The following is a 22,582-nucleotide window of genomic DNA, read 5'->3' as shown; positions in this document are numbered from 1 at the left end:
GCAACTCTTAGAGTGTTCTAGCAACTTCGGTAACTTCAAAGGCTTCGAGTTGATCGCCTTCTTTGATATCGTTGTAGCCTTTTAATGACAGACCGCACTCAACGCCGGCACGAACTTCTTTTGCATCATCTTTGAAGCGCTTGAGAGAGTCCAACTCACCAGTCCAAATCACTACGTTGTCACGCAAGAGTCGAACACTGGAGTTACGCTTAACAACACCGTCGAGCACCAAGCAACCTGCAATCGCGCCAACCTTAGACACCAAGAAGACTTGACGAATCTCCACCATACCGGTGATTTCTTCTTTCTTATCTGGCGTCAACATGCCGCTTAAGGCTGCTTTCACTTCATCAACCGCGTCATAAATAATGTTGTGATATCGAATATCCACACCATTGTTTTCGGCCAACTTACGCGCTGCACCATCCGCACGAGAGTTAAAGCCAATAATGACCGCCTTAGAAGCAACCGCTAAGTTCACGTCGGTTTCAGTAATGCCGCCCACCGCTGCGTGAACGATTTGCACTTTCACTTCTGCAGTTGATAGCTTTTGCAATGACTGTGACAATGCTTCTTGAGAACCTTGTACGTCCGCTTTAATAATGAGTGGCAACAACTTCGCTTCAATGGCACCCTCTTCCATGTTTTCCATCATGGTTTCGAGCTTGAATGCCTGCTGTTTAGCCAACTTCACATCACGGAACTTACCTTGACGGAAAAGTGCGATCTCACGTGCTTTGCGCTCGTCAGGTACTACTTGCACTGATTCGCCAGCTGCAGGCACTTCAGATAAACCTTGGATCTCCACCGGAATGGATGGGCCAGCCTCATTACAGGCTTTACCGTTCTCATCCAACATCGCGCGAACACGACCATAGGTTGAACCAGCTAACAACATATCACCACGCTTGAGCGTGCCAGACTGAACCAAAATAGTGGCAACAGGACCGCGACCCTTATCCAAGCGCGCCTCAATAACGAGACCTTGCGCAGGAGCATCTTTTGCTGCCTTGAGTTCCAAAATTTCCGCTTGCAAGAGTACGTTTTCGAGCAATGCATCAATGCCGTCACCCGTTTTTGCGGACACGCCAATAAATGGCACATCACCACCGTACTCTTCTGGAACGACTTGCTCAGCAACTAACTCAGTTTTAACGCGCTCTAAGTTTGCTTCTGGTTTATCAATCTTATTAATCGCCACAACAATTGGAACGCCACCAGCTACTGCGTGAGCAATCGCCTCTTTCGTTTGTGGCATCACACCGTCGTCCGCCGCAACAACCAAGATCACGATATCCGTTGCCTTGGCACCACGAGCACGCATTGCCGTAAAGGCTTCGTGACCTGGAGTGTCGAGGAAGGTAATCATGCCACGTGGAGTCTCAACGTGATAAGCGCCAATATGCTGAGTAATACCACCGGCTTCGCCAGTCGCAACCTTAGCCGCACGAATCTTATCGAGCAAAGATGTTTTACCGTGGTCAACGTGACCCATGACTGTGACTACTGGTGGACGTGGCAATAACTCTGCATCGTGACCAGCAATACCTAGATCTAAATCGGGATCATCTAACTTGGCAGCATGGGCGGTATGGCCCATTTCTTCCACGATGATCATGGCAGTATCTTGATCTAAGATTTGGTTAATTGTCACCATCTGACCCATGCCCATCAAGAGCTTAATGACTTCTGCACTCTTTACGGCCATTGCATGAGCTAACTCAGCAACAGTAATGGTTTCAGGAACATGAACATCACGTACAACTGGTTCTGTTGGAACTTGGAAGTTGGTGTCTACGTTAGCTTCAGCAATTTGACGCTGCTTTCTTCTACCGCCACCAGAACGCCAGCCTCCTACGCCACCAGAGCTATCACCGCGAGTTTTGAGACCGCCCGGTTTCTTGGCACCCTCTTCTTGCCAAGTAGATGAAGTCTCTGCAGACTTAATCGTCTTGCCACCAACCTTAGCGATAGCCTTTTTCTTATCGTCAGCACCTTCAACCTTGGCAGGCTTATGCAAGGTACCTTTTTTAGCTTCTTCAGCAGCAATTTCACTTGGCGCCTTAAGCACACGCGCTGGAGCGCTCATCATGTCGCGAATGGCCAAAGCTTCAGCTTCAGCAGCGGCACGACGTTTTGTAATATCAGCCAACTGTGCCTTATTGGCATCAGCGATATCTTTAGCAGCTTTATCAGCTTGTGCTTTTTTATCGGCGGCTTTTGCAGCAGCTGCTTCAGCTACAGAGACGTCATCATCTGCCTTAACCGTCTTCTCAACAACTGGCTCAGCTGCAGTTGCGGCAGCTACAGCAGCCGCTTCTTTTTGGCGAGCATCTTCTGCCGCTTTCATTTCCGCTTCTTGACGAGCCAATAACTCGGCTTGACGAGTAGCTTCAGCTGCGCGTTTTTCTAACTCTTCAGCAGACAGAATTGGTTTAGCAGGAGTCGCAGGGGCGACTGCCTTAGCAACTTCAGCCGGAGCTTCCTCGGGAGCCTTGTCGCCAGCCTTAACTAGAACGCGTTTTTTACGAACCTCAACCTGAACGGTGCGAGTGCGCCCAGCAGAGTCTGCCTGACGAATCTCTGAGTTTTCGCGCTTGATTAAAGTAATCTTTTTACGACTACCTGTATCCGCACTGCCATGCTCTTTTTGCAAATGCTCAAGCAGGACAGTCTTGTCCTTTTCGGTGATGCTATCGTCCTCAGAACCTTTTTCGATACCGGCCGCCTTCAATTGCTCCAGAAGATCTGGCGCGGTACGTTTTAATTCTTTAGCGAGTACTTTTACTGTTGTTGCCATGCACTACTTCCTCTCATGAAGTAAACCAATGTTCGCGCGCTTTCATGATGAGCGTTTTCGCGGTTTCTTCGTCAATTTGTGTCGCCTCAACTAGCTCATCAACAGCCAGTTCAGCTAAGTCGTCACGTGTGTGAACTTGATTGTCAGCAAGCTTAGCAATCAATTCAGTAGTCATTCCCTCGAGGGAACGTAAATCTTGTGAGACTTCGCCAACGCGCTCTTCTTTAGCCAATTCCATGGTCAAGAGAGAGTCACGCGCACGAGTACGTAATTCATTCACAGTATCTTCATCGAAAGAATCGATTTCTAACATTTCGGAAAGAGGTACATAAGCAACCTCTTCCAGTGTATTGAAACCTTCTTCAATCAAGATGTCAGCAACTTCTTGGTCAACGTCCAATTTGTCCATGAACAATTGACGTACAGAGGCAGCTTCTTTTTCAGTCTTCTCAGCAGACTCTTCTGGAGTCATGATGTTGATCTGCCAACCAGTCAATTCACTAGCTAAACGAACGTTTTGTCCGCTACGGCCAATTGCAATTGCTAAGTTCTCTTCATCAACCACAACATCCATGGCGTGACGCTCTTCGTCAACCACGATAGAAGACACTTGCGCCGGGGCCAAGGCGCCGATCACAAACTGCGCTGGATCTTCGGACCACAATACGATGTCGACTGCTTCACCAGCCACTTCGTTACGAACTGCAGTAACGCGTGTGCCACGAACGCCAACACAAGTACCGATCGGATCAATACGCTTGTCATAAGTAATCACGGCAATTTTTGCGCGGATGCCAGGATCGCGAGCTGCGCCCTTAATCTCCAATAAACCTTGCTCCATCTCTGGAACCTCATTCTCAAACAACTTGATCAAGAAATCTGGGCAAGTACGTGAGAGTTCGATCTGTGGGCCACGGGCTTCACGATCTACTTTAAGAATGTAAGCGCGTACGCGGTCACCAGAGCGCAGATTTTCTTTTGGAATCATTTGATCGCGACGTAGCAATGCTTCGACACGTCCAGATTCAATAATCAAACCATTCTTATCAGCACGCTTGACGGTACCGGTCATGACTTTTTCGCCACGCTCAAGGTAGTCATTCAAAATCTGCTCACGCTCAGCATCACGAATACGCTGCAAGATCACTTGCTTGGCAGCTTGCGCACCGATACGACCAAAGGCTAAAGATTCGATTTGCTCTTCGATGTATTCGCCAACTTCCATGTCGGGAAATTGCTCAAGGGCTTCAAAATGCAGAATTTCTTTATCCGGCTCTTGGAGGCCCGCTTCATCAGGAACAACCAACCAACGACGGAAGGTTTCGTATTCACCAGACTCGCGATCAATCGATACACGAATATCCACATCTTCTGTTGGATAACGTTTCTTAGTGGCTGATGCCAACGCCATTTCTAGCGCCTCAAACACAATCGCTTGATCTACGTTCTTTTCACGCGCTAAGGCGTCTGCCAACATGAGAACTTCTCGGCTCATGACTTTCTTCCTTTGAAATCAATAACAGGGACCAACCGAGTCTTATCGACCTCGGCTAAAGAAAACTCCAATTGAGATTCGGCGCCATCAGCACCTTCAAACAACAAACCAAATTTCGCGTCAGGCGAATCCAACTCACCACTCAGCAAACCTTGCAACACACCACGAAACTTTTTGCGATCACCAACGGCAATGCGTAACTTCAAATCCACTTCCATTCCGGAAAAACGCTCATAGTCAGCCGCTGATTTGACAGGGCGATCCAGACCAGGAGAAGAAATCTCTAGACGCTCAAAAGGAATGTTTTCAACTGGCAAGGTATAGCTCAATTGGTGACTTACCTTTTCGCAATCCTGGACATTAATCAAGCGCTCATAATCCGGGTTTTCAATCGTGACGCGCAGCAAACCTCCGGCTTCACGCTCAATATCGACTAGCGTGTACCCTAGGTTTTCTACTTCTGCAGAAATAATCCGCTGATCTTTCACGAACACCCTTCAATCCAAAATGGCAAAAAAAAATGGGCTTCAAAGCCCATATTCTCGAAATTCAGAACAGGCCGACTTACGTTGATCGCAACATCAGTCGGTAACAACTAAAAACAGCAGCGAACTGCTGTAAGACCAAAATTATAGCCGATTTAGAGGAAAAATCATCAAAATCAGAAGCTTTCGCCTGGATTTCGCGGTTTTCTAGGCCCCTTATTGAATGGTTTGCGCCCTTTTGGTGCTCCCCGTTTAGGTCCATTTCCAGGGCTTTGAGGGCTTGCCGTCACAAAAGCTGACTGTCCGTGGTGGACTTTCTTGCCTTTATTGCGGTTTTGACCTTGAGCTCCCTGTCCGCCACCTTGACCACCCTGACCACCTGCGCCCGGACGACCACCCTGAGTACGGCCCCGGAAAGGACCGCGGCCCTCGCTTGAGCCACCGCCGCCAGGTTTACCGCCCCTAGCTTGATGGGTTAGAGCACCATGGCCACTGGCCTGGGTTAATGCATCCCGTGAACCCCAATAAGAAACTGAGGTTTGCATTGGATCTGGCTGAAAGTCTCCACTAGGAGTGGAGTGGCGATCACGGCTCTGTGAGTTCGGATTACGGCCTTTATCTTGTGGCTGAGGCATCTTTAAACCCGCAAACTTCATCAAGTTATAGATGCCACCCGCCTCAATCTCTTCCCATTTACCCCGTCTTAAACGTGGAGGCAATAAGAAAATGCCGTATCGCGTACGAATCAAACGAGAAACGGTATGACCAACCGCCTCGAACATGCGGCGAACCTCACGATTACGACCCTCAGTCAAGGCAACGTGATACCAACGGTTTGCGCCTTCCCCACCACCCATAGAGAGACGTAAGAATTTCGCTTGGCCATCATCCAAGGTAATGCCGCTCTTTAATTGAGCCATATTTTCTTGACTCAGATCCCCCAAAATACGGACAGCGTACTCGCGCTCAACGCCGTAACGGGGATGCATTAAGCGATTAGCTAACTCGCCTGATGTAGTGAATAACAGAAGACCTTCAGTATTGAAGTCCAAACGCCCTACCGCAATCCAGCGTCCTTGACGTGGTTTTGGTAAACGGTCAAATACCGTTGGACGACCTTCTGGATCGGACTGACTCACGATTTCGCCTGAAGGCTTGTGATACATGATCACGCGTGGCGGCTTAGTCTGAATCTTGCGATGAACTTGCTTGCCGTTAATGCGGACTTGATCGGTTGGTCCAATACGCTGACCAATATGGGCAGGTAAACCATTGACAGAAACACGGCCTTGAACAATCAAGTCCTCCATGTCACGACGTGAACCCATGCCAACATCAGCGAGCACCTTGTGCAACTTCACAGTGTCTTCATCGTCAGCGTCGTCGTCTAAACCATCTAGGTCTGACCAAACTTCATCCCGCAAGCTGAGAGGTAAATCATCGATGTTTGCAAATTGCAAACTACTCATCTCATCATCGCTAGGCGTATCCGCATCATCATCATGACGTACACGTTGTGCGCGACGCTCAGCACCAGTCTGATGAGAAATCTCATTCTCATTAAGGCCATCAGGATTTTTAACTTCCAATGCCTCAGGCGCATCTAAGGCAGCATCAAATTCTCCAGAAACTACTGATGCGAACAAAGCCTCGCTCTCAGCTGGATTCGGAGCGAGCTTGGCGGAAGCATTACCGCCACCCTCACGTGCGCCACCCGACTCACCGCCCTCTCGACGAGGCCGATCTTTATTGAATGGGCGTTTCTTATTAAAGGGATGCTTGCTAGCGCCAGCGCCCTGACGGCGTGGACGACGCTGACCGCCTTCGTGCCCTTCGCCTTTCGCACCATCGGAAGGATTGGATGCAGACTCAGATCCTGAGGAATTGTCCGATGTCGGTTTAATCGGAGATGAATCGTTTTCGTTATGACTTGTCATTAATAATTATTTTTGTTCGTCTGATTTGTCTTCAGACTCTGGAGTAACTTCTTCTACTTCTTCACTTGTCTCTTTGCTGCTTTCGTCATCAGCAATCTCAATAACAATTTCTTCGCTGATGAATTCTTCACTAACTATCTCTTCGCCTGCTAACTGAATAATGGGCTCACCGTTTTCATCTAACTCGATGACGGTTTCAACAGTAGCACTCGGATCAAACTGCATGACCGCCTGACCCAATTGCTCGGCTGCAGCCATAGGGGCAGTATCTTCTAGCATTGGTAGGCTTTGTAAATTCGTCAGACTCAAGTCATCTAAAAATTGTTTGGTCGTGGCATAGAGGCCTGGGCGACCAATAGTCTCCTTGTGGCCGATAACCTCAACCCAGCCACGGTCCTCTAACTGCTTCATCACATTACTGCTCACCGCAACACCACGAATCTCTTCGATCTCGCCGCGAGTAACGGGTTGACGATACGCAATGATCGCTAAGGTTTCCATGACCGCACGAGAATACTTTGGCGGCTTTTCTGGAGTCAAACGATCAAGATATTCGCGCATCGCTAAGCGACTCTGAAAACGCCAGCCTGTTGCGATATGCACTAACTCCATACCCTTATCTTCCCAAGCTTTCTGAAGCTCTAAGAGGGCGTCATCAATTTCGCCAGCGGCGATATCTTCGGCAAATAAGCGCGTCAGATCAGCAATGGTCAGGGGTTCTTGCGCGCACAAGAGGGCTGTTTCAATTACGCGTTTATTGTGATCATCCATAAAATTCGGGCTATCAGGCAATGGCCTGATGAGGGTATAAAAATCTATTTCAGTAATGGGTTGGTAGTGTTCTGGTGGCGCTATTTAGCTACTACGGGCAATTCATCTCCGAAAATCCATATGGGAGAGCTACCCGCGCTGAATCGAAGTCTTTTCGCTCACCGTTTGGTCATTATAAGGGAGGCTCAATACAATAGCTATATGCAAGAGATTACAGCCCCATCCCCACTTTTATCCTCCGAGACTGATACAAGGCGCCGCTTTCTGGGCTTAGGCCTTGGTTTGGGGGTTCTGATTGGGGGCTCAGGCCTCACTGGCTGTAGCTTAATAGGTAGTCGCAAGCCTGTCATTGGCCTCGCATTAGGAGCGGGGGCCGCCCGCGGCTTTGCCCATGTAGGTGTAATTAAGGCACTCGAAGCTCAGGGCATCAGGCCCGACATCGTGGTAGGAAGTAGTGCTGGCAGCGTTATTGCAGCTCTACTAGCATCTGGCGCTTCTGGAAATGAGCTAAACCGACTAGCCTTGAACTTAGACGAGGCAACCCTTGCTGACTGGGGTTTGCCTTTTTCAGGACGATTTGGCGGACTCATCAAGGGCGATGCGCTCCAAAATATGGTTAACCGGGAAGTGCAAAACAAATCGATTGAACAAATGCGTATTCCACTGGGGATTGTGGCGACCGAACTACAGTCAGGCAAAGGTATCTTATTTAGGTCTGGCAATACCGGCCTGGCAGTCCGCGCCTCCTGTAGTGTCCCCGGAGTCTTCCAGCCCGCTGTCATTAGCGGTAAAGAATACGTCGATGGCGGTTTAGTGGCTCCAGTTCCGGCCAGCTATGCCCGGCAAATGGGGGCAACCTTAGTGATTGCCGTCAATATCTCTTCAGAGCCTGTTCATCAAGATGCCAGCGGTACCCTTGGCGTTATGCAGCAGACTATTTCCATCATGCAGCGAAGTATTAATCAGTTCGAGCTTAAGAGCGCCGACATTGTGATCACACCCCATCTCAAACAAATGAGTAGCGGTGATTTCAAATCCAGAAATGCAGCAATCCTCGCTGGCGAGGTTGCTACCCAAGATCAAATGGCTGCCCTGAAAGAAAAACTTCGAAGCTAGCCCTAGGGCTAACTTTCAAAATAGGGGTGTTTGATTTAGGATTCGGTGCAACTTATTTATGAAATCCATTTCCACTCTTCTTCAAGCTCTGATCGTGCTGGTACTCACCATGCAAGCGCATCACACTTACGCACAGAACACCCAATTCAATACAGCGGCCAATAATTACCTAAAGAAGCGCACCGATGCCTTTATGACCATCACGGGTTACTCACTCACCCCGGATGTCACTACGGGATCGCTGTCGATTACTGATAGAGGTGGAAACAACCCAGATCTGCAAATGATTTCTCTAGGAGGTGGTGATCGTATTAGCGCCAACTTCCCGCTCTATCTTGAGGGAACGATTGCCTTCAATCGCTACAACCCAACATTTACCGATGGTATTGGTAGCAACAGTGTCACGGTACCCGTGCACTGGAATGGTATTACCGGCACAGGCGGTATTGGCTGGGATTTTCCACTGACGGATAACTTACGCATTCGTCCAATTGCCAACATCATGCTCGGTCACGTCGAGAGCGACCTCTCCCTTGCAGGCCGCTACATTCAAAACAATACTGGAACTGATTTGCAGTTTCTAAACAAAGGGCGCATGAATGCTTATGGTGCCGGCGGCTCAATGATGCTCGACTACGAAGATTACAAACCCGAACGTGAATATGATGTCGAGTTGCGCTACACCAATATCGCCATGAATACCTTTGATAGCTCCACCGCTGTTCAAGGATCCGCTGACTCACAAAGCTTAGGCTTATGGGCTCGCGCCAGATACCCTACCCCACTAACGGTACTAGAGAGACCCTTGCGTGCCGTATTTGAATTAGCCCATACGGAATTTCTTGGCCAACTGCGTGGCGCCCTTGGCTTTGATTCTCTCTCCTCCGTGGGTACCGGCGTAGAGCTTGATCGTAGTGCATCAGACCCCATGTTTAGTAGGGTGCGACTGGTATTTCGATATCAGTTTGGACAGAACGTCCGAGGCACTTCAATTGGCCTAGCCGCCAGCTTCTAAAGCGCAGGGTAGATTAAAGGCTGCGAGATTTGCGCTTGAGTTTATTGACTTCGTTCAACAACTCTTGACGCTCTGCATCACCCAGGTTGTCGCTGCCATCTAAACGACGCGCGCCATCAAAGCGCTTATCCCAGTAGAGGCTACCAAGATCATCTACGCGCACACTAGTACCTTTAGATGGAGAGTGAATAAATTTATTGTCGCCAACATAAATGCCGACATGAGAAAAAGTTAAACGCATGGTGTTAAAGAACACTAAATCACCAGGCTGCAATTCTTCACGAGTAATCGGTTTACCAACACGACTCATTTGAGTGGCTTTACGTGGCAACAAGAATCCCAATTTATCTTTGAAGACATAACCGACGAAACTACTGCCATCTAAACCCGATTGCGGCAACTCTGCATCCCAGCGATAACGCACGCCAATCACTTCCATGGCGCGATTAATCAATTCGTCTGATTTACCAGTTACCGAATCCGCCAAGCGATCGGAGACACGAGCAAAGTAGGATTTACCAGCCTGAAACATAGTCTCTTTAGGCGTATCTTTCGTCTGCTCAGCAGAAGTGTCTTTTGCAACATCAGGAGTGGCATCTACTGCCATTACCGGAGTTGCAGCGAGTGCGAAAGCCACAAGTAAGGCCATTGGCATTTGCTTGAGCAAGCTTGGTAAGAGGTCTTTTTGAAAGGACATTACGCCATTCTAACAAAGAAGACTTATTTCACCAAGTGCTAGTCCAAGGGCTAACTCATTGTTTTCAATGAGATATTTTTCATTATGGGGCATGAATGCACCAATTTAGCGCCTTGCAGAGCGGTTTGCTCCAGCCCTTAAGTCAGTTCAGCCGCCGCAAATAGCTCTTTGGTATAGGTCTGGCGAGGATGCTTAATCAGAGTCTCGGTGTCTCCAAACTCCACCACTCTGCCTGCCTTGAGCACCATCACCTCGTGCGACATCGCCCGAATGACCGCCAAATCATGGCTAATCATCAGGTAGGCTAAGTTATATTTTTTCTGGAGCTCAGTTAGTAAGGCGAGTACTTGTTTTTGAATCGACACATCTAGCGCTGATGTAGGTTCATCCAGGACCAAAATCTTCGGCTTCAAAATCAAAGCACGGGCGATTGCAATACGCTGTCTTTGGCCACCAGAAAATTCGTGGGGAAAGCGCGTGAGAGCTGAGCGATCAATGCCCACTTCTCGCAAAATATCTAAAACGCGAGACTCTCGTTCAGCAGAAGATAAATTGGGAAAATGCACATCCAATCCTTCAGAAACAATTTGCATGACATTCATGCGCGGAGAAAGTGAGCCAAACGGATCTTGAAAAATTACCTGTAAGCTCGATCGCATAGCTCGACGTTCCGCGGGCTTTAATTGTTGCCAATCACTACCAAGAATATCCACATCGCCAGTAATCTGCGCAGCAGAATCCCCCAGCAATCCTAAGACCGCCATTCCTAAGGTGGTCTTACCAGAACCAGATTCGCCAATCACACCAATAGTCTGCCCTTGCTTCAGCTCAAAGCCAACCTTACGCAATACTTGATGGGGTGGAGATTTTTTAAACCAAGACGTGGCCTCGGTTCCTGGATAAGAAACAGATAAGTTATTGGTCTTTAATAGCACTGGCGCCAAAGGCATGACTGGTGCTAGATCCCGCACAGGCTCGCTATTTACCAAGGCTTTTGTATACGCGTTATCTGGATGATTAAAGACTTGCTTTGTAGCTCCCACCTCCATCAGGTTGCCCTGATTTAATACGGCAACTCTTTGCGCAAAATGCTTTACTAAGTTGAGGTCATGAGTAATCAAGAGGATCGCCATACCACCATGATCCTTAGACTCTTCTTGCAACTCTTTGAGTAAATCCAAAATCTGCAAACGCAAACTCACATCTAAAGCAGTCGTGGGCTCATCTGCAATAAGCAATCTTGGTTTGCAAGCTAATGCCATCGCAATCATGGCGCGTTGACGTTGCCCACCAGATAGTTGATGGGGATAAGAGTAGAAACGTTTATCCGGCTCAGGGATGCCAGTCTTCTTCAGCAAATCAATCGCAGCAGATAGGCAATCCGCTTTGGAGATTAAAGGTTGATAGATCTGCACCGCCTCAACAATTTGATTACCGATGGTAAACAAAGGATTGAGCGCAGTCATGGGCTCCTGAAACACCATGGCAATCTCGCGCCCACGAATCTCGCGAATATCCTGTATTGGTAAATCAAGTAGGTTGACTGCTTGATTGTTGGCATTTGCATTCTTGCCACTCCACAGAATTCGACCGGATGTTTTTGCACCTTCAGGCTCAAGGCGAAGTGGCGCTAACGCAGTCAGCGTCTTGCCTGAGCCAGACTCTCCAACTAAGGCAACTCGTTCACCCACTCCAATCTCTAGATCAAGATGACTAACAGCAAATTTCTCGCGCCGACCTGAACCAAAGGAAATTGAGAAATCTTCATAACGAAGTAAGGGGGCTGAAGCATGATTCATGTGATTATCCGTACTCATGAGCGCCCTCCAGTCAGGGCACCTGACTTACGAGAATCAAAAGCGTCACGCAAGGCCTCACCCATAAAGGTGAGTAAAAGCAAGGTGGCAACCAAGACCACAAAGGTCGATAGTGAAATCCACCAAGCATCTAAATTACTTTTACCTTGAGAGAGCAGCTCTCCGAGACTAGGGGTGCCAGGCGGAACACCCAGACCCAAGAAATCCAAACTCGTGAGCGACAAAATGGCGGCACTCATTCTGAAAGGGAGAAAGGTAATTACGGGCGTTAGGCTATTGGGCAAAATATGACGGCGCATAATTTGCAGATTCGTTAAGCCCAACGCTCTGGCAGCGCGAACATACTCTAGTGCGCGATTGCGGAAAAATTCTGCGCGCACATAGTCAGATAAACCCATCCATCCAAAAGCGGCTAACAAAATAATCAAGAGCCAAATGCTAGGGTTAAAGATCGAGGCGAAGATGATGAGTAGATACAACTCTGGCATTGCCGACCAAATCTCAATTAGGCGCTGAGAAATCAGATCAAACTTACCGCCGAAAAAGCCCATTAAAGAGCCCGTGATAATGCCGACGCTCACGCCAACAATGGTTAGGGCTAAGCCAAATAGAATCGACAAGCGGAATCCATAAATCAAGCGCGACAACACATCGCGCCCACGATCATCGGTACCTAACCAATTATCAAAAGAGGGTGGTGCAGGATTAGGAACTTTTGAGAAGTAGTTGAGCGTTTCATAGCTATAAGGGATGGGTGGATAAATCGCCCAATTACCATCGCTCGTAATGTTGTGGCGAATATCAGGATCTAAAAAATCGGTTGGTGTCGCAAAGTCTCCGCCAAAGACTCTCTCAGGCTGCGATTTCACAATCGGGAAATAAAACTTACTCTGATAGCGCACGATTAATGGCTTGTCATTTGCAATTAGCTCGGCGCACATGGAGAGGCCAAACAAGATCATAAAGATCCAGAGGCTGGCATAACCCATTCGGCTGTTTTTAAAGCGATGCCAGCGACTCATGATCCGCCTCCAGCGCCAAACTGAATTCGGGGGTCAATATAGACATAACAAAGATCAGAAATAAGCTTAGTAAACAAGCCAATTAACGTAAAGAGGTACAGGGTTCCAAAAACAACCGGGTAGTCGCGTCTCATTACCGACTCATAAGACAGTAGTCCTAAACCATCCAAGGAAAACAAAGTTTCAATCAGTAGTGAGCCCGTAAAGAAAGCGCCAATGAAAGCTGCTGGGAAGCCGGTTACTAAAGGCAGGAGTGCGTTACGGAATACATGCTTCCAAAGAACTTGCTTCTCAGTGAGGCCTTTCGCTCTCGCTGTCAAAACATACTGTTTACGAATCTCCTCCAAGAAAGAGTTTTTTGTCAGCATCGTAATCACCGCGAAGCTACCTAACACTGAAGCGGTAATCGGCAGTACTAAGTGCCACAAATAATCCATCACCTTGCCCATCATGCTGAGCTCGCTCCAATTATCTGAAGTGAGTCCACGCAGTGGAAATATCTGCAAGAAACTACCGCCACCAAAGATGACGAGTAACAGTACACCCAATACGAATCCTGGAATGGCATAGCCTACCAAAATCATCGTGCTCGTGATCGCATCAAAGCGGGAGCCATCTCTCACGGCTTTGGCAATACCTAATGGTATCGACACCAAATACGTGAGAAAGAAAGTCCACAGGCCGATACTGATCGATACCGGTAATTTAGAGACCACCAATTGCCAAACACTTTGATGTTGGTAGTAACTCTCACCTAAATCAAATTGAGCAAAACGCTTGAGCATCATGAAATAGCGCTCAACTGGTGGCTTATCAAAACCATATAAGGCTTTGACCTCAGCCAAACGTTCAGCATCAACACCTTGACGTCCACGATAGTTGCTACCGCCACCAGAAGACTCAGCACCACTGACTGCGGCGTCGCCCTTCCCTTTTAACTCCAGCATCAACTGCTCGACTGGACCGCCTGGTACAAATTGCACCACTGCGAATGTCAGAGTTAAAACACCCAATAAGGTAGGAATCATCAAGAGCATGCGCTTGAAAATATAAGACCACATTTGTCCTTGCATTAGCGCGCCCCTTCTTTCCACCAGTTCAGGAGAATCCAAGATTCAGCGGTGTAATACAAAGGGGGTTCCGGATAGCGCATCTCTTTACGATACGCGATTCGGTGCGTCGGGTTGTACCACTGGGGAATCACGTAATAGCTATTCCAAAGAACGCGGTCTAAAGCTCTTGTGGCCGCACGTAGCTCTTCTCGAGTTTGGGCTTTAACAACTGCATCCACCAAGGCATCTACAACAGGGGACTGCACCCCAATCACATTGTCAGAACCTTTTTCTTTTGCAGCCTGACTGCCAAAGCGATCCCATAATTCATTGCCAGGGCTTTGGGAATCAGGGAAACGAATGGTAGTCATATCAAAGTCATATTCATCCATACGCTTCTGATGCAAAGCAAAGTCACTAGTCCGAATGTCTACCTGAATACCGAGCTTCTCTAGGTTGCGAACATAAGATGAAATCACCCTCAAAAAGAATGGGCCATCTTCCACCATCTCAAATCGAAAAGGTTCACCTTGCATATTACGTAAGGCACCGTCACGATATTGCCAACCTGCCTGAGCCAATAAGTCACGCGCCTTGCGTAGGTTTTGACGCAAGCTATCCGGTGCCACGGTTGAGGGAGCGGCAGGCATTGGATCAAAGACTGCGTCGGGGACCCACTTAGGATATTGCGCCTTCAGGGGTTTGAGTAATTTCAACTCCGCTTCAGTAGGCTTGCGCGGGCCATCAAAATTTGCACTGAGATCACTATTTGTAAAGTAACTATTGATACGACTGTATTGCTCAAAGAACAGCTGACGGTTTAACCACTCAAAATCAAGCGCATAACCCAAAGCCTGCCGTACACGCGGATCCTGAAAAATAGGTCGTCGTACATTCATGGCAAAACCCTGCATACCCGCACCGTTATGATTGAGAAAGGCTTTCTTTTCTAGAGTGCCGTCATTAAACCTTGGGCCAACATAGCTCTTTGCCCAATTCTTAGCGCGGTATTCCACTAAGGCATCAAACTCCCCTGCCTTAAAGGCCTCTAGACGAACGGCATCATCGCTGTAGAGCTTGTAATTCACGCGATCAAAGTTATAAAAACCGACACGAACATTGAGAGTCTTGCCACCTTGATCAGCCCAGTAGTTAGGGTTGCGCTTAAAAATCATCGTCTTGCCAGCTTTGTAAGACTCGATCACATACGGGCCGCTAGCCAATGGCAACTCAAAAGTTAGCTTATCAAATGGTGTAATCGTGCCATCGGGTTTTTTGCCCCAGTTGCGAGAAAATATAGGCAAAGTTCCCACCATCACTGGCAGCTCAGGATTGCGATTCTTAAAGTCGAAACGAATGACGCGATCAGAAACGACTACCGCCTGTTTCACATCGGCATATACCGTTTTAAATTGCGGATTAGCGAGCGAGCTCATTAAGGTATCAAAGCTATGCTTTACATCACCTGCCAAGATGGCGCTTCCATCTGAAAACTTCGCCTCAGGACGAATCCGAAACACTACAGACATCTTGTCAGATGCCACCTGGATATCTTCCGCAATCAGACCATAGGCACTAGAGACCTCATCCGCACTACCTACCGCCAAAGACTCAAACATTAGCTGAGCTATACCAGGGGCAGCGACGCCACGCAGGGTAAATGGGTTGAACTTATCAAAGCTCGTACGGCGATCGGGATTGGGCAAAGTTAGCGTGCCACCCCTCGGAGCATTGGGATTGACATAGTCAAAATAGCTGAATCCATCGGCGTATTTGGGTTTGCCGTATTGAGCGATCCCCTGAGCACCATGGGCTAGATTGACTGCCACCCCAGCCAGAGTGGCTAAGAGCAGCAAAGTGGGAATTTGGCGGATGGCGGAGAGCATGGGCATATATGCAACAATTGTAGATAGCAAACCACATTTGAAGCAAAGGACACAATATGGGCTTTCTCGCTGGCAAAAAAATTCTGATTACCGGCCTTCTTTCTAACCGTTCAATCGCCTATGGCATTGCTAAGGCATGTCACCGTGAAGGGGCTGAACTGGCCTTTACCTACGTTGGTGAGCGCTTTAAAGACCGTATTGTCGATTTCGCCAAAGAATTCAACACCGACCTGATTTTTGACTGTGATGTTGGCAGCGACGAGCAGATTTCCGCCCTATTTAAGGATTTAGCGAAGACTTGGCCACAGTTCGATGGTTTTGTTCACGCGATTGGCTTTGCACCACGCGAAGCCATTGCTGGCGACTTTTTAGAAGGCCTTTCTCGTGAAGGCTTCAAAATTGCCCACGATATCTCTGCCTACAGCTTCCCAGCCATGGCAAAAGAGGCCTTGCCAATGTTGCGTGATAAATCCTCTTTATTGACACTAACTTATCTTGGCAGCATGCGTAACGTACCTAACTACAACACCATGGGTCTTGCTAAGGCTTCGCTAGAAGCCTCAGTACGCTATATAGCTGGCTCCGTGGGGCCTAAAGGCATTCGCGCCAACGGCATTTCCGCTGGCCCAATCAAAACCTTGGCTGCGGCTGGTATTAAAGGCTTTGGCAAGATTTTGGAAGCAGTAGAAAAGACAGCCCCTCTGCGCCGCAATGTCACGATTGATGACGTTGGCAATACCGCCGCCTTTCTTTTATCTGATTTAGCAAACGGCATTACTGCTGAAATCATTTATGTAGATAACGGCTTTAGCCAAGTTGTTGGCGGAATGGAAGAAGTTTGAGTATTCCACTAGGCGAGGCCCTGAAGTTTTGGGCCAAGCTGGGCTTTATTAGTTTTGGTGGGCCCGCAGGACAAATCGCAGTCCTTCACCAAGAGCTTGTTGAGAAGCGTCGCTGGATTTCTGAGCGGCGCTTTTTGCATGCACTTAACTATTGCATGCTCCTACCGGGACCCGAAGCGCAACAGCTGGTGACCTATATCGGCTGGCTCATGCACCGCACCTGGGGTGGCATCTTAGCCGGCACACTTTTTGTACTGCCTTCTCTGTTTATTTTGATCGGCTTATCTTGGGTCTATCTCACCTTTGGCCAAGTGCCTTGGATTGCCGCCATCTTCTTTGGCATCAAACCCGCAGTCACTGCTATCGTCCTGCATGCCGCAGTCCGCATTGGTAAGCGCACGATTCACAATCAAGCGCTACGCTGGATTGCACTGGGATCCTTTCTGGCGATCTTTATTTTCAACTTGGCTTTTCCCATCATTGTCATCTTTGCCGCCTTAATTGGTATTTGGGGTGGCAAACGCTATCCAGAATATTTTCAGCACATCGCCTCTCACAATAAGACGAATGGGACGCATGCTGCGGCGTTGATTGATGATCACACCCCAACCCCCGACCATGCTAAGTTTTCCAAAAAGAAACTGATGATGCAAAGCTCAGTTGTTTTGATGCTCTGGTTAATGCCGTTTTTTACTCTGGCGCTGATATTTGGGTGGAAAACACTTTACCCACAAATTGCTTGGTTTTTTACTAAAGCTGCCTTCCTCACCTTTGGCGGCGCTTATGCAGTACTGCCCTACGTTTACCAAGGTGCAGTGGATCAATTTCATTGGCTTAGTGCCGGCCAAATGATGGATGGTTTAGCACTTGGAGAAACTACCCCTGGACCCCTCATCATGGTCGTCGCTTTTGTTGGCTATCTAGCTGGTCATATTCAACACCTCATTGGAAATAGCAATCCATTTTGGTTTGGGGTGTTGGGTGCCAGTGTTGCCACCTGGTTTACCTTTCTACCTTCTTTTTTCTTAGTGCTCGTCGGTGGTCCAATCATTGAATCTACACATGGCAAACTCAGCTTCACCGCACCCCTTACCGCAATCTCCGCTGCAGTAGTGGGTGTCATTGCCAACCTAGGCCTGTTCTTTGCGTATCACGTCTTTTTTCCGCATGGGCTTGGTGGCTCGATTTCCTGGGTTTCTATTGCCATTACCCTACTTGCAGGCTTAGCGCTCTTTAAGTATCAGAAGGGGGTCATTAGCGTCTTAACTGGTTCAGCCCTAGCTGGATTGCTCAGTTATTTTGTAGCTACTTTATTGATCTAACACCACTGGACTTGGGGCTGAAATTGGCATAATGGAAGTTATGCGAATCGAACCCCAAACCATCACCCATCTCCAAGAATGGCTCGGCAAAACCGAGACCCTTCACGACATCGTCACGGCAGCACCCGTCAGAGCCTTATCGGCAACACTTGATCGAGCAGATCCAGCGCCAAATCAGGGAAGCTTTCTTCCGGAGTTATGGCATTGGCTCTATTTTTTACCATGCGCCCCTCAATCAGAAATCGGTCCCGATGGCCATCCCAAACGCGGTGGCTTTTTGCCTCCTGTACCACTGCCACGTCGGATGTGGGCCGGTAGCCGAGTTCAATGGTTGACTCCACTTTCCGTAGGTGACGAAATCGAACGCGTCTCTAAGATTGAATCTGTCACACACAAAGCAGGGCGTACTGGTGACCTTATCTTTGTCTTGGTTAAACATACAGTCTCCAATCAACATGGTTTAGCCTTGATTGAAGAGCACGACATTGTGTATCGCGATGCGCCTGGTCCAGACGATAAGCCGGTTGAACCCACGCCAGCGCCAACTGGAGCTAAGTGGTCTAAGACGATTACGCCTGACGATGTTTTGTTGTTCCGTTACTCAGCACTCACCTTTAATGGACATCGCATTCATTACGATCGTCAGTACGTTACTGAAGTAGAGGGCTATCCCGGCCTAATTGTCCATGGCCCCTTAATTGCAACCCTGTTAGTAGATCTGGTGCGTCAAAGTATTCTAGGTTGCACACTAAAGAGCTTTGAGTTCCGCGCCATTCGCCCTACCTTTGATATCAATCCATTTAAGGTGAACGCTAAGCCCGATCTCGAGAAAGACCCTTCCGGAAAAACCATTTCTATTTGGGCTGAAGATCATGAAGGTTGGCTCACCATGCAGGCCACTGCAGTTTTAGCTTAGGAAATGATTTCACTATGACTACTCCACATTTATCTAAAGCATTAGCCACCTTTGCCTCTGAACTAAAGATAGGCGACATTCCCGCAGAAGTGATTGCGCGTACCGAAGACTTATTGGTGGATTGGTTTGGCTCTGCAATCGCTGGTAAAGGTTCGCGCCCAGTTGAAACTATTACGCAGTTTGCGCAAAGCATGGGTGGCTTTAATGCTTCCAATCCTGGTTCCGCTGAAATTCTCATTAGCCGCACGACTTCCAGTCCTTTCCTAGCCGCACTAGCTAATGCAGCAGCTTCCCACGTAGCAGAACAGGACGACGTTCACAACGGCTCCGTCTTTCATCCAGCTACCGTGGTATTTCCTGCGGCACTAGCGACGGCGCAAACCATCGGTGCCTCAGGCGAAGAACTTCTCGTAGCTGCAGTTGCTGGCTATGAAGTCGGTATTCGAGTTGGTGAATTTTTAGGTCGATCACACTACAAAATATTTCACACTACGGGTACTGCGGGTACCTTAGCCGCGGCCGCTGCCGTGGGTCATCTGCTTAAGCTGAATCCCACCCAAATGCTGCATGCCTTTGGTTCTGCTGGAACACAATCTGCGGGCCTTTGGGAATTTCTGCGCGATGCCGCCGACTCCAAGCAGTTACATACTGCGCATGCCGCCTCTACTGGCTTGATGTCCGCCTATCTCGCGCAATCGGGATTTACTGGAGCTGAACACATCTTAGAAGGCAAGCAAGGTTTAGCTGCGGGCATGTCAAGTGATGCGGATCCCAGCAAGTTGATTGATCGCTTGGGTAGCCGCTGGACTATTGCCGAGACCAGTTTCAAGTATCACGCCTCCTGTCGTCATACTCACCCTGCTGCAGACGCCCTATTGCAGGTCATGCTGGCGCATCACTTGAAACCTAGCGATATCGCCAAAGTAGAGACCTTGGTTCATCAAGGCGCAATCGATGTGCTGGGCCCAGTAACTGATCCAGCAACAGTTCACCAATCTAAATTCTCCATGGGTACCGTGCTCGCACTGATTGCCCACTATCAATTTGCAGGCTTGCAAGAATTTGATCAACACTTTCATGATCAAGAAATTTGCACCTTTCGCGATCGCGTCACCATGATTCTAGACCCCGAAGTGGATGGCGCTTATCCACAAAGGTGGATCGGTAAAGTCAAAGTGTATTTGCAGAACGGTGAAATTTTGGAGGGTCGTGTTGATGAACCTAAGGGTGATCCCGGTAACACCTTAAGCCGCGCTGAGATTACGGATAAAGCCATGCGTCTGGCCGCATTTAGCGGTGGTGCTACGCCAACTGAAATGAGCACTGCCATTGAACGCTTGTGGAATATCCGCAAGCAGTCCAAGGTAGGACTATTCATCTCCTAGCCCCCAGTGATTTATTTTTCTCCAACAACACACATTCAATAAAGCCTCACACATGAATCCACTTGATACTCCCATCGGCTTTAGCAGCACTTTCTTATTTGTGCCGGGTACTCGCCCAGAGCGCTTTATTAAGGCGCTGGATAGTGGTGCTGATGCTGTCATCATTGATCTAGAAGATGCGGTTGCCGAGGAAGACAAAGACTCTGCCCGAGAAGCTATACGCGCTGCATGGCCCACATTTACTGCGGAACAAAAAAAGCGTTTGATTATTCGCTCAAATTCTCCTGGCAGTCATTTTTATGCGGCTGACCTCATCTTGGTCGAAGAGCTTGATGTAGCATGCCTGTTAATTCCGAAGAGTGAATCCCTCGATCAAATTAATGGTGCCGCACAGATTTTGCCAAATACCGCCATCATTCCGATGATTGAGACTGCCATGGGTCTTGATCGCCTCAATGACATTGCCAACTCTGAACAAGTCCTGCGTTTAGCTTTGGGCAATATTGATTTACAGGCAGACTTAGGCATGGTGTGTGATGCTCAAGAAACTGAACTGCAAACTGCGCGCTTTCAGATTGTGTTGGCCTCGCGTTTGGCACAAATTGCCCCTCCAATTGACGGGGTTACTCCTTCTACCGATAACATCGAGCGCATCACAGATGATGCAGAGCGCGCTAAAAGAATGGGGTTTGGAGGCAAGCTATGCATTCATCCAAAACAACTTGCCCTGGTTCAGGATTCCTTTATGCCAACTGCTGCAGAGGTCTCTTGGGCGCACCGTGTTATAGAGGCCGATAAGGCGTCTAAAGGTGGTGCAGTCAAATTAGATGGCCGCATGATTGATCGGCCAGTAGTTTTGCTAGCCCAAAGAACACTGGCTGTTGCTGGTAAACCCTAAAACCGATAGCATTTAAAGGTGGCAAAATTAGCATGCATTACACATTAACGGAGACTTAAATGAAATTAAAGAATACCCTTTTCGCTGGAATAGCTGCAGTTGTCAGCGCCGGCACATTATTGGGTAGCAATATTGCATCCGCCCAGAAGGACTGGCCCACTAAATCCATTCAATTGGTTGTGCCCTTTGCAGCTGGTGGCCCTACCGACACAATTGCGCGCTTGATAGCCGTACCAATGGGTCAAGCCTTAGGTCAAACAGTGGTCGTGGAGAACGTTCCTGGCGCTGGCGGTACTATTGCCTCCACTAAGGTAGCTCGTGCAGCTCCAGATGGCTACACAATTTATATTCACCATATGGGCATGGCTACGGCAAACGCGCTGTACGACAAACTTCCGTATGACCCAATGACTAGCTTTGATTACATCGGTCAGGTTGCTGATGTGCCAATGGTGTTGCTTGGTAAAAAAGATTTGCCAGCAAATAACTTCAAAGAACTCGAAGCGTATATCAAGGCTAATGGCTCAAAAGTAACAATGGCTAATGCTGGTCCTGGTGCGGTATCACAATTGTGCGGCCTATTATTTCAGAGTCGTCTAGGCGTCAAGTTAACCAATATCCCTTACAAAGGTACTGGCCCGGCTTTGACCGATCTCTTGGGCGGTCAAGTTGACCTCTTGTGCGATCAAACTACACAGACGATTCCCTATATTAAGGATGGCCGTGTAAAAGCATTTGGCACAACAACCATGAAGCGTTTACCTGCAATTCCGAATGTTCCAACTTTGAACGAACAAGGCCTGAAAGGCTTTGAAGTAAAAGTATGGCATGGTGTATATGCTCCAAAAGGCACTCCACAGCCAGTACTAGACAAGCTCAATGCTGCCCTTAAGAAGGCATTGAACACGCCAGACGTTCAAAAGCGTTTAAATGATTCCAACATTGACATCGTGCCGATGGATAAAGTATCCGCCAAAGGCCTCAAAGATCACCTTGAGAAAGAAATCAACGTCTGGGGACCAGTGATTCGTAAATCCAATATTCCAGATTAATTCCGGAATAGCAGCAAACAAAAAAGCCAGCGCTCTGCTGGCTTTTTTGTTATCTAAAGATTTGTTGTTGCACT

At 48.3% G+C, this 22,582-nt stretch carries 18 protein-coding genes; 8 read left to right on the top strand and 10 right to left on the bottom strand.

Going from position 1 to position 22,582, the window contains the following annotated elements:
* Positions 1–7: 7 nt before the first annotated feature.
* From infB to scpB, 5 genes are all read right to left on the bottom strand, one after another.
* Positions 8–2,800 carry a translation initiation factor IF-2 gene (infB, locus tag ICN42_RS06020; RefSeq protein ID WP_216252211.1) on the bottom strand — a complete coding sequence of 931 codons (2,793 nt, stop codon included), beginning with the start codon at positions 2,798–2,800 and terminating at the stop codon, positions 8–10.
* Between the two features lie 13 nt (positions 2,801–2,813).
* Entirely contained in the window at positions 2,814–4,295 is a 1,482-nt protein-coding gene (gene nusA / locus ICN42_RS06015) for a transcription termination factor NusA (protein ID WP_215334709.1), read from the bottom strand.
* Complete coding sequence (gene rimP / locus ICN42_RS06010) at positions 4,292–4,783, bottom strand: ribosome maturation factor RimP (RefSeq protein WP_216252209.1); 492 nt, start codon at positions 4,781–4,783, stop codon at positions 4,292–4,294. Before rimP ends, nusA begins: the two co-directional genes overlap by 4 nt.
* Positions 4,784–4,956: 173 nt before the next feature.
* On the bottom strand, positions 4,957–6,717 hold the full coding sequence (rluB, locus tag ICN42_RS06005) for a 23S rRNA pseudouridine(2605) synthase RluB (protein ID WP_216252206.1): 1,761 nt from the start codon (positions 6,715–6,717) through the stop codon (positions 4,957–4,959).
* A 6-nt stretch (positions 6,718–6,723) separates the two neighbouring features.
* Complete coding sequence (gene scpB / locus ICN42_RS06000; RefSeq protein WP_216252205.1) at positions 6,724–7,488, bottom strand: SMC-Scp complex subunit ScpB; 765 nt, start codon at positions 7,486–7,488, stop codon at positions 6,724–6,726.
* Between the two features lie 201 nt (positions 7,489–7,689).
* On the opposite strand from scpB, the gene ICN42_RS05995 reads away from it, so the two are divergent.
* Positions 7,690–8,604: a patatin-like phospholipase family protein gene (locus ICN42_RS05995; protein ID WP_216252203.1), complete on the top strand. Its 915-nt coding sequence runs from the start codon at positions 7,690–7,692 to the stop codon at positions 8,602–8,604.
* A gap of 58 nt (positions 8,605–8,662) precedes the next feature.
* Positions 8,663–9,619, top strand: coding sequence for a hypothetical protein (locus tag ICN42_RS05990; protein ID WP_255539258.1), 957 nt, complete (start codon positions 8,663–8,665; stop codon positions 9,617–9,619).
* A 13-nt stretch (positions 9,620–9,632) separates the two neighbouring features.
* Here the strand turns inward: ICN42_RS05990 and ICN42_RS05985 are convergent, their stop codons facing one another.
* From ICN42_RS05985 to ICN42_RS05965, 5 genes are all read right to left on the bottom strand, one after another.
* Positions 9,633–10,226 carry a C40 family peptidase gene (locus ICN42_RS05985; protein ID WP_370626017.1) on the bottom strand — a complete coding sequence of 198 codons (594 nt, stop codon included), beginning with the start codon at positions 10,224–10,226 and terminating at the stop codon, positions 9,633–9,635.
* 227 nt (positions 10,227–10,453) lie between these two features.
* A complete protein-coding gene (locus ICN42_RS05980; protein WP_255539256.1) occupies positions 10,454–12,133 on the bottom strand; it encodes an ABC transporter ATP-binding protein in 1,680 nt (559 codons plus the stop codon).
* Complete coding sequence (locus ICN42_RS05975) at positions 12,130–13,155, bottom strand: ABC transporter permease (RefSeq protein ID WP_216252201.1); 1,026 nt, start codon at positions 13,153–13,155, stop codon at positions 12,130–12,132. Before ICN42_RS05975 ends, ICN42_RS05980 begins: the two co-directional genes overlap by 4 nt.
* Positions 13,152–14,216, bottom strand: coding sequence for a microcin C ABC transporter permease YejB (locus ICN42_RS05970; RefSeq protein ID WP_216252958.1), 1,065 nt, complete (start codon positions 14,214–14,216; stop codon positions 13,152–13,154). The genes ICN42_RS05975 and ICN42_RS05970 overlap by 4 nt, the downstream gene beginning before the upstream one ends.
* Before the next feature lie 11 nt (positions 14,217–14,227).
* Positions 14,228–16,099 carry an extracellular solute-binding protein gene (locus tag ICN42_RS05965; RefSeq protein WP_216252957.1) on the bottom strand — a complete coding sequence of 624 codons (1,872 nt, stop codon included), beginning with the start codon at positions 16,097–16,099 and terminating at the stop codon, positions 14,228–14,230.
* 50 nt (positions 16,100–16,149) lie between these two features.
* Between ICN42_RS05965 and fabI the strand changes: the two genes are divergently transcribed.
* Genes fabI through ICN42_RS05935 form a run of 6 tightly spaced genes read left to right on the top strand, consistent with a single transcriptional unit; the run spans position 16,150 to position 22,508 of the window.
* Positions 16,150–16,935: an enoyl-ACP reductase FabI gene (gene fabI, locus ICN42_RS05960; protein WP_216252199.1), complete on the top strand. Its 786-nt coding sequence runs from the start codon at positions 16,150–16,152 to the stop codon at positions 16,933–16,935.
* Entirely contained in the window at positions 16,932–18,257 is a 1,326-nt protein-coding gene (gene chrA / locus ICN42_RS05955) for a chromate efflux transporter (RefSeq protein WP_216252198.1), read from the top strand. Before fabI ends, chrA begins: the two co-directional genes overlap by 4 nt.
* 31 nt (positions 18,258–18,288) lie before the next feature.
* Entirely contained in the window at positions 18,289–19,173 is an 885-nt protein-coding gene (locus ICN42_RS05950) for a MaoC family dehydratase N-terminal domain-containing protein (protein ID WP_216252196.1), read from the top strand.
* 14 nt (positions 19,174–19,187) lie between these two features.
* The gene (locus ICN42_RS05945) at positions 19,188–20,558 is read left to right on the top strand and encodes an MmgE/PrpD family protein (protein ID WP_216252194.1); all 1,371 of its coding nucleotides are present in this window, start codon (positions 19,188–19,190) and stop codon (positions 20,556–20,558) included.
* Between the two features lie 52 nt (positions 20,559–20,610).
* The gene (locus tag ICN42_RS05940; RefSeq protein WP_216252192.1) at positions 20,611–21,456 is read left to right on the top strand and encodes a CoA ester lyase; all 846 of its coding nucleotides are present in this window, start codon (positions 20,611–20,613) and stop codon (positions 21,454–21,456) included.
* 59 nt (positions 21,457–21,515) lie between these two features.
* On the top strand, positions 21,516–22,508 hold the full coding sequence (locus ICN42_RS05935; RefSeq protein ID WP_216252190.1) for a tripartite tricarboxylate transporter substrate binding protein: 993 nt from the start codon (positions 21,516–21,518) through the stop codon (positions 22,506–22,508).
* The last annotated feature ends 74 nt before the right edge of the window (positions 22,509–22,582 follow it).

This window comes from Polynucleobacter sp. 71A-WALBACH, assembly GCF_018882365.1.
Taxonomy (GTDB): Bacteria; Pseudomonadota; Gammaproteobacteria; order Burkholderiales; family Burkholderiaceae; genus Polynucleobacter.
Note: the sequence above shows the minus strand (reverse complement) of the source record. Positions and strands in the feature narration are given on the sequence as shown.

What these genes read in the sequence shown, in the direction of transcription:
- nusA (WP_215334709.1), bottom strand. Translation starts at nt 4,295, where the DNA reads ATGAGCCGAGAAGTTCTCATGTTGGCAGACGCCTTAGCGCGTGAAAAG.
- ICN42_RS05985 (WP_370626017.1), bottom strand. Translation starts at nt 10,226, where the DNA reads ATGGCAGTAGATGCCACTCCTGATGTTGCAAAAGACACTTCTGCTGAG.
- rluB (WP_216252206.1), bottom strand. Translation starts at nt 6,717, where the DNA reads ATGACAAGTCATAACGAAAACGATTCATCTCCGATTAAACCGACATCG.
- ICN42_RS05950 (WP_216252196.1), top strand. Translation starts at nt 18,289, where the DNA reads ATGGAAGTTATGCGAATCGAACCCCAAACCATCACCCATCTCCAAGAA.
- ICN42_RS05945 (WP_216252194.1), top strand. Translation starts at nt 19,188, where the DNA reads ATGACTACTCCACATTTATCTAAAGCATTAGCCACCTTTGCCTCTGAA.
- ICN42_RS05970 (WP_216252958.1), bottom strand. Translation starts at nt 14,216, where the DNA reads ATGTGGTCTTATATTTTCAAGCGCATGCTCTTGATGATTCCTACCTTA.
- fabI (WP_216252199.1), top strand. Translation starts at nt 16,150, where the DNA reads ATGGGCTTTCTCGCTGGCAAAAAAATTCTGATTACCGGCCTTCTTTCT.
- scpB (WP_216252205.1), bottom strand. Translation starts at nt 7,488, where the DNA reads ATGGATGATCACAATAAACGCGTAATTGAAACAGCCCTCTTGTGCGCG.
- ICN42_RS05940 (WP_216252192.1), top strand. Translation starts at nt 20,611, where the DNA reads ATGAATCCACTTGATACTCCCATCGGCTTTAGCAGCACTTTCTTATTT.
- ICN42_RS05995 (WP_216252203.1), top strand. Translation starts at nt 7,690, where the DNA reads ATGCAAGAGATTACAGCCCCATCCCCACTTTTATCCTCCGAGACTGAT.
- ICN42_RS05965 (WP_216252957.1), bottom strand. Translation starts at nt 16,099, where the DNA reads ATGCCCATGCTCTCCGCCATCCGCCAAATTCCCACTTTGCTGCTCTTA.
- infB (WP_216252211.1), bottom strand. Translation starts at nt 2,800, where the DNA reads ATGGCAACAACAGTAAAAGTACTCGCTAAAGAATTAAAACGTACCGCG.
- ICN42_RS05975 (WP_216252201.1), bottom strand. Translation starts at nt 13,155, where the DNA reads ATGAGTCGCTGGCATCGCTTTAAAAACAGCCGAATGGGTTATGCCAGC.
- ICN42_RS05980 (WP_255539256.1), bottom strand. Translation starts at nt 12,133, where the DNA reads ATGAGTACGGATAATCACATGAATCATGCTTCAGCCCCCTTACTTCGT.
- ICN42_RS05935 (WP_216252190.1), top strand. Translation starts at nt 21,516, where the DNA reads ATGAAATTAAAGAATACCCTTTTCGCTGGAATAGCTGCAGTTGTCAGC.
- ICN42_RS05990 (WP_255539258.1), top strand. Translation starts at nt 8,663, where the DNA reads ATGAAATCCATTTCCACTCTTCTTCAAGCTCTGATCGTGCTGGTACTC.